Annotated in this window: 6 protein-coding genes; all 6 read right to left on the reverse strand. The window is 70.7% G+C overall.

The annotated features are described in order from the left end of the window. Nucleotides 1-50: 50 nt before the first annotated feature. On the reverse strand, nt 51-338 hold the full coding sequence (locus tag ACFQ8C_RS05420) for a hypothetical protein (RefSeq protein WP_383452488.1): 288 nt from the start codon (nt 336-338) through the stop codon (nt 51-53). Nucleotides 339-422: 84 nt separating this feature from the next. Continuing rightward, entirely contained in the window at nt 423-1,898 is a 1,476-nt protein-coding gene (locus ACFQ8C_RS05425) for an ATP-binding protein (protein WP_383452490.1), read from the reverse strand. A 2-nt stretch (nt 1,899-1,900) separates the two neighbouring features. Continuing rightward, entirely contained in the window at nt 1,901-2,713 is an 813-nt protein-coding gene (locus tag ACFQ8C_RS05430) for a DNA primase (RefSeq protein WP_383452510.1), read from the reverse strand. A gap of 155 nt (nt 2,714-2,868) precedes the next feature. Beyond that, entirely contained in the window at nt 2,869-3,006 is a 138-nt protein-coding gene (locus ACFQ8C_RS05435) for a hypothetical protein (RefSeq protein WP_383452492.1), read from the reverse strand. An 11-nt stretch (nt 3,007-3,017) separates the two neighbouring features. After that, nucleotides 3,018-3,206 carry a hypothetical protein gene (locus ACFQ8C_RS05440; RefSeq protein WP_383452494.1) on the reverse strand — a complete coding sequence of 63 codons (189 nt, stop codon included), beginning with the start codon at nt 3,204-3,206 and terminating at the stop codon, nt 3,018-3,020. Between the two features lie 365 nt (nt 3,207-3,571). Further along, nucleotides 3,572-5,743, reverse strand: coding sequence for a cell division protein FtsK (locus ACFQ8C_RS05445; protein ID WP_383452496.1), 2,172 nt, complete (start codon nt 5,741-5,743; stop codon nt 3,572-3,574). Between the last annotated feature and the right edge of the window lie 257 nt (nt 5,744-6,000).

Raw genomic sequence — 6,000 nt, forward strand, 5'->3', positions numbered from 1 at the left:
CTCGCGGGGCGAGGTGTGCGAGAGGTGATCAGGCTGAACCGGCTGGTTCGTCACAGCCCCCAGACGACGGTGCCCAAGTCGGGGCCGTAGGAAGCCCAGCAGACCACCGAGCCGTCGGGTTCGAGATGTCCCATGTACCAGTCGCTGTCAACGCGCGTGAGGCACATCTTGAAGGAGGGAAGGGCCAGGATGATGTCGGGGTGGAGCAAGGTGTAGTCCGTGCGGCCGTGCTCCTCGATCACGACCAGCCGGTCGAGGGACAGCAGGACTGCTTCCGGGTCCTCTGCTTCCGCGCGCACTCGCTCGATCGTCCAGCCTTCGGGCAGCTCGTTGCTCACCTGTCGCATGATCGCACCGGGGCCCGTGCCACCACGGCCCCGGGGCGAAGCGGTCAATGCCTTGAGGCCCTCTGGCAAGGCGCCCTAGAACATCTTCTGCGGCTCGTCCTGCGTGGGCTTGGGGCGGGTCATCTCGATGTAGCGGGCGGTCTTGGTGCGGCCCCAGTCGACGAGGACGCCGCGGGCGGCGAGGACGGGCTGGAGGCGCTTGAGGCGGTCGGAGAGAACCTTGCCGGTGGTGGGCCAGCCCTTGGGCAGAGGCCGGAACTCCCCTTCGCCGATGTAGAGCTGGGTCAGGCCGTGAAGCCACTCGGACGACGTCATCCGCACGTCGGTGCCCGGCTCGATGCCGGCGGCGTGCTTGAGGACGGTCTGGGCGAGGAGGTCGCCCTCGATGACGTCGTCGTTGAGGTCGTCCAGGCTGGCCCGGTACGCGTCCAGGGCGCCGAAGTTGCGGGCGGTGTCGAGCTGCGCGCACAGGTGGGCGAAGTCCGCCATCCGCAGGTCGGTCGGGATGTCGGCCTCGGCGGCGCGGACCTCGACGGCCAGGTCGAGGACGGAGCCGAGGATGACGGGCAGCGCCTGGGCGAACTCGGCCCACAGTTCCGCCTCGGTCCGCCGAACGCGGGGACGTTCGAGGCGGAGGGGGAGGAGGCGTTCGGCGAGGTCGGGGCGGATCACGCCGACGTCGATGCCGGTCAGCAGCATCGGCCGGCGGTAGCGGGAGCGGACGACGTCGCCGTCGGTGAATAGGGCGCGCTTGATGTTCTCGGCGCCGGTGACGATGCAGCACATGAGGTCGGAGAGGTCCGGGCCGAGGTGGCTCAGGTTGTCCAGGCCGGTGACCCACCCGGCGGCGACGGCGGTGATCAGGTTCTCCTCGTCCTTCGGCGCCCGCCGAAGGTCGCCGCTCATCCCCTCGATGATCCGCACCAGCATCTTCCCCGCCGTCGACTTCCCCGCGCCCTGTGGACCGGTGAGGAACGGCGCGGGCACCGGCACGTCGGGGCCCAGGCAGCCGACGAGCCACGCGAGGGCCAGGGACTCGGCGCGGGCGTCGGAGAAGTTGCACAGCCGCATGAGCAGGTCGACGCCCTTGCCGTTGGTGTCCTTGACCGGGAGGGGGAGTTCGCCGGTGAGCTGGGTGCGGCGCCAGCAGACTTCGCGGGGGTCGGGGATGGTGATGTCCCAGCCGGTGGGGTGGATGCGGACGGACTGGCCGTCGTCGCGGCCGAGGTCGAGCCAGGTGGCGCCGTCGAAGCCGGGGGCGACGCGGATGTGGACGGGCTGGACGTCCTCGGTGAGCGCGAGTGCTTCGATCAAGTCGAGTGCCTCCTTCAAGGCGGTTCCGTTGAAGACGCCGTGCCCGTCGCGGAACAGGCCGACCATGAGTTCCTGCCGGTGGCTCCCGGTCGTGCCCTGGGAGCGGATCGGGCGGGCCACGGGGTGGCCGTTGCGCTGGGCGTAGACGGTGCCGTCGACGGTGCGGAAGTACCGGAAGTGGGCCCGTGCGTAGTCGGTGATGACCTCGCGGGCCGGGTTCTTCTCGTCCTCGGACACGGCTACATCCCCAGCGTCTTCGTGGCGTTGGACCAGGCGTCAGTGCAGTGCCGGACCGACTCGCCCTTGGCCTGCGCGGCGGTGAACAGGCGGCCCATGTGGGCCTCGGTGAGGCACCCGCACCGGCCGTGCGCGGACAGCACCGCCAGGAACGTGGCGTACACCGTCGCGTGCACCCCACTCGTGGCGGCCGTGATCCGCTGCTCCGCCATGGCGATACCGCGCTCCAGGTAGACCGGCGAGCGGTGCGGGCACCGCCCGCCGCCGGCCGGGACGGGCACCGTAACGGCGCGGAGCGCGGGCCGGGCGGCGGGCTTCTCCTCCACCAGCCGGTGGACGACGGTGGGGACGTCGGCCATGGTGCCGGTGCCGGGGCCGAGCCAGCGGGCGTAGGACATCAGCGACTTGATATCCACACCCTCCCGCACCTTGTTCACCGACCGGACGGTGCCGGAGTAGATCCAGTGCTCCCCGCGGGTGGTGGTCACGGTCGTGGTGGCCGGGAGCGTGGCGCGGGCCCAGGTGATGGCGTCGGCGTTGTCGAGGTCGACGACGGTGACGTTCGCGCCGCCGGGGTGGTAGCCGATGGCCCGCGCCCGCCGCCATGCCAGCCCCCACTGGCGGGAAGCGAGCACGCTCGGGTTGGTGGTGGCGGCGGCCCAGCCGTGGCACGGCCACGGGCACACGCACGGCCCCGGCACCTTCATGTTCGGCCGGCCGCCGCACGCGAGATCGGTGCAGTCCGGGCAGTTGCCGAGGGGCCGTTTGTCGGCGCCGAGGGGCAGGACGGGGAGTCGGCCGTCGGCGAGGGCCATGGCGTTGATGGAGAGGCTGTTCACGCGGTCACCCCCGCGCGGGCTCGTCGGATCGGGATCGGATGGGTCATGCTGGGTGTCTCCAGTTCGTTGATTGGCGGTCTGGAACGAGGGCGGCCCCGGTTCTTTGGCGAGAGGGGGCCGCCTTTTTGCGTTCAGGACGCGGTCGGGCGGGGGCGGCGGACGATCGGGACGGTCCTGGTGTTGGGGCTGCTGCCGCTCTCGTAGTTCCAGCGGCCGGGGCCGTCCCCGGAGCGCTGGACGGGCTTGGGGTTGGGGGGCTTGCGGGGCATGGCCTGTCTCCTCAGAGGTTGGAGAGGGCTTCGGCGAGGGCGGTGGTGAGGTGGTTGATGGGGGTGGCGGCGCCGGTGGAGGCGAGGAGAAAGCCGAACATGGCGGCGATGAAGGCGGCACCGGGGCTGAGTTCTCTGGAGCGCAGGAGGAAGAACAGGGCGATGCCGAACAGGAGGATGAGCGAGACGGTGACGGCCATGACGGAACTCCGTTGATGGCTGGGGTGGGTGAGTGGGAGGCTGCGGGGGCCTCGGGTGCTCGCAAGCTTGGGGACATGGACCGGCGGCTGCGCTGGCGAGGGCCTACCTTCGGGGGTCTGCCGACAGGCGGGTGGCTGCCGGTCCCAAACGCTCCTGGGGCGTCCAGCCCCCAGAAACCGGCCCTCAGAGAGGTGCGGCAGAGGCCGGACAGGCCCCCTTTACCGGCCTTACCTTGCAGGTCAGAGGCCCTTACCGCCCCCATGACCGGGGTAAAGGGCCCCCGCTACTTCACGGCCCCTGCCGGATGGTGCGGGAGGGCCCGTATCGGGGTGGGTGATCTTGGGGTGGGTAGAGGGGGACCCCTCTACCGGCCGGCCGACAGGAGGATCTCGGCGGGCACGGCGGCTTCGATGTCGCGGCGCTGGTACCCGGCGCCGTTGCTGCCGCTGATCTTGACCTGCTTGCTGGTGCGCTTCACGCCCGCGGCTTCGAGGGCGGCGGCAAGCTGCTCGGCGTTGTAGTCGCCGTAGGTGTCCTCGTCGATGTTCACGAGCCCGGCGAGCAGGTCGGTGGTGAACATCCGCGGGGAGTGGCGCATGACTTCCAGGACGTCGGAGACGATCGGCGGGACGGTGAGCCCGGCCGCGTCGGCGGCGGCGGTGACGTCTCCGGCGGCGTCACCGGTGAGCTGTCCGGCCTGCTCGCGCAGGGTCCGGCCCTTGCGGCACAGCTGGGCGAAGGTGGGGCCGTCGAGGTAGTCGGCCCGCACGGTCACGTAGGAGGCGGGACCGGTGACCAGGACGCCGACGCCCTTGTGTTCCTCAGACAGGACGGACGCGTCGGCGCCCTGGGCGGCCTTGCCCTTGCCCAGCACCATGTCGGAGCTGGTGCGGTCGACGACCTGGGTGGAGTAGCGGATGGTGATGATCTCCCGCAGCTTGGCGGGCACGGACTCGGCGTCGGGCCGCTGGGAGGCGAAGTTGGAGATGAACCCGGCGGCCGGTCCGCGGCGGGCGACGCGGCACAGGTCGTTGATGACTTGCTCGCGGTCCTCGCGTTCCATGGCGGTGAAGTACTCCTGGAGTTCGTCGATGGTGACGAAGATGACCGGGATGTTGTAGCGGGCGACGATCTCCGGGGTCAGCTTGCCCTCCGGGCACACCGACGTCGGCAGATCCCGCAGCAGCGCGAAGCGGCGCTCCATCTCGCCCAGCAGCTCGGCGAGCATGGCCTTCAGGGCTTCGATGGCGTCGTCCTCTGCGCCCATGACCAGGCGGTGGGCGACGGCCTTCATCGGCATCCAATCGGCGCCGCCCTTGCCGTCGGCGACGTAGTGCCGCACGTACGGGTCGAGCAGGCCGGCGGCGGTGAGCAGGCGCTGGGTGAAGGTCTTGCCCCGGCGGGGCAGACCGCCGAAGAACATCGACTGCCACATCACCGGCACGTTGATGCGGGTGCCGCGGGCGTCCTGCCCGAAGGGGACCGGCTCCCAGATGGAGAACTTCTCGGCCTTCTCCAGCGGCGACGGGTTCGGCGTGCCCAGGTACGGGTCGTCGTCGGCCACCCACATGGAGACGCGGCCGGCGTTGCCGCCGTTGGCAGCCCGGACGCGGGACATGATGACCTGGATCTCGTCCACGCCGAGTTCCTGCGCGATGACCTCCCGCTTCGCCAGCACGTCGGACGCGGTCTTCCCGCCGCCCCGGGGCAGGTCGAAGATCACCGACCAGCCGCGGCCGTCGCGGACGGGGCCCATCGTGCACGAAACCCGCGGAAGGTCCTTCTCGTCCTTGCCGCCACCGCTTTTGAGGAGGCCGGCGGCCCGCAGCGCGTCGTTGAGCTGCTGCGCGGACATGTCCACCCGCAGCGGCGGCGCCGCCTGGTCCAGAAGCTTCGTCTCCTCGCCCCGCCCCAAGTGGGCGAGGGGGATGGTGACGGCGGCGCCGATCCCGGTCTGCAAGAGCGGGTCGGCAAGCAGGATGCCGGTCGCGGCGGCCGCGACACCGGCGGCGGCGATCCCGAACCGCCACTGGCGTGTCCGGGTTCGCTCCGCGTAGGCGGCCTGGTGCCGGGCCGCCAGGTCGATGTCCTCGGGACGCAGCTTGGACTGGGCCTTGAGGGCCTTCACGGTCGCCGACTGCTCCTGCGCGGAGAGCGTCGGCCAGATGCCGACCACGGCCCGGTAGAAGCCGCGGGCGGCCAGCAGCACCGTCTTGAACAGGTACTTCGGGAGGCGGACCGAGTGGTAGCGGGCGTGCCACCACCCCAGGCGGCACAGGGCGGTGGTGTTCTCGCGCAGAGACTTCACCGACCGGGCCCACACCGGCAGGATCGGCCCGTCCGGGACGGTCAGCCAGTCCGCGAGCGGATTACCCGGAAGGTCGATCACGTCGACGCCCGTGCTCTCACCCGCCTCGGTCTCGGCCGGTTCAGCAGGGGCGGCGGACTTGGTGAGGTCTATGGGCGCGGTGTCGGTGCGGGCGGCGCGGTGGTCGTCGAGGATGACCACCGTCGCCTCCGGCAGAGGCTCGGTCATGATGGGGGTTCTCCTGCTGCTCGAAAGAGTGGGAGGGGAGATGAGCCCGGGGCGGCCGGTGATGCTTGGCGGCTGTCGGCCGCCCCGGGGCACAGCTACTTGCCCGTGGTCTGGTTCTTCTCTGCGCGCTTGCGGGCCTGGTCGAGGAGCTTGTCGACCTTCTGTCGGCGTACACGTGAACGTCCCCACCCGCGTACGGATGAAAAGGGACAGTTGTTGATGCGTTGAGACCTGCTGCTCGGCACTCTGCTGCTTGG

The sequence above is a fragment of the Streptomyces sp. NPDC056503 genome (assembly GCF_042794995.1).
GTDB lineage: Bacteria > Actinomycetota > Actinomycetes > Streptomycetales > Streptomycetaceae > Streptomyces.

What these genes read in the sequence shown, in the direction of transcription:
- ACFQ8C_RS05430 (WP_383452510.1), bottom strand. Translation starts at nt 2,713, where the DNA reads ATGGCCCTCGCCGACGGCCGACTCCCCGTCCTGCCCCTCGGCGCCGAC.
- ACFQ8C_RS05435 (WP_383452492.1), bottom strand. Translation starts at nt 3,006, where the DNA reads ATGCCCCGCAAGCCCCCCAACCCCAAGCCCGTCCAGCGCTCCGGGGAC.
- ACFQ8C_RS05440 (WP_383452494.1), bottom strand. Translation starts at nt 3,206, where the DNA reads ATGGCCGTCACCGTCTCGCTCATCCTCCTGTTCGGCATCGCCCTGTTC.
- ACFQ8C_RS05445 (WP_383452496.1), bottom strand. Translation starts at nt 5,743, where the DNA reads ATGACCGAGCCTCTGCCGGAGGCGACGGTGGTCATCCTCGACGACCAC.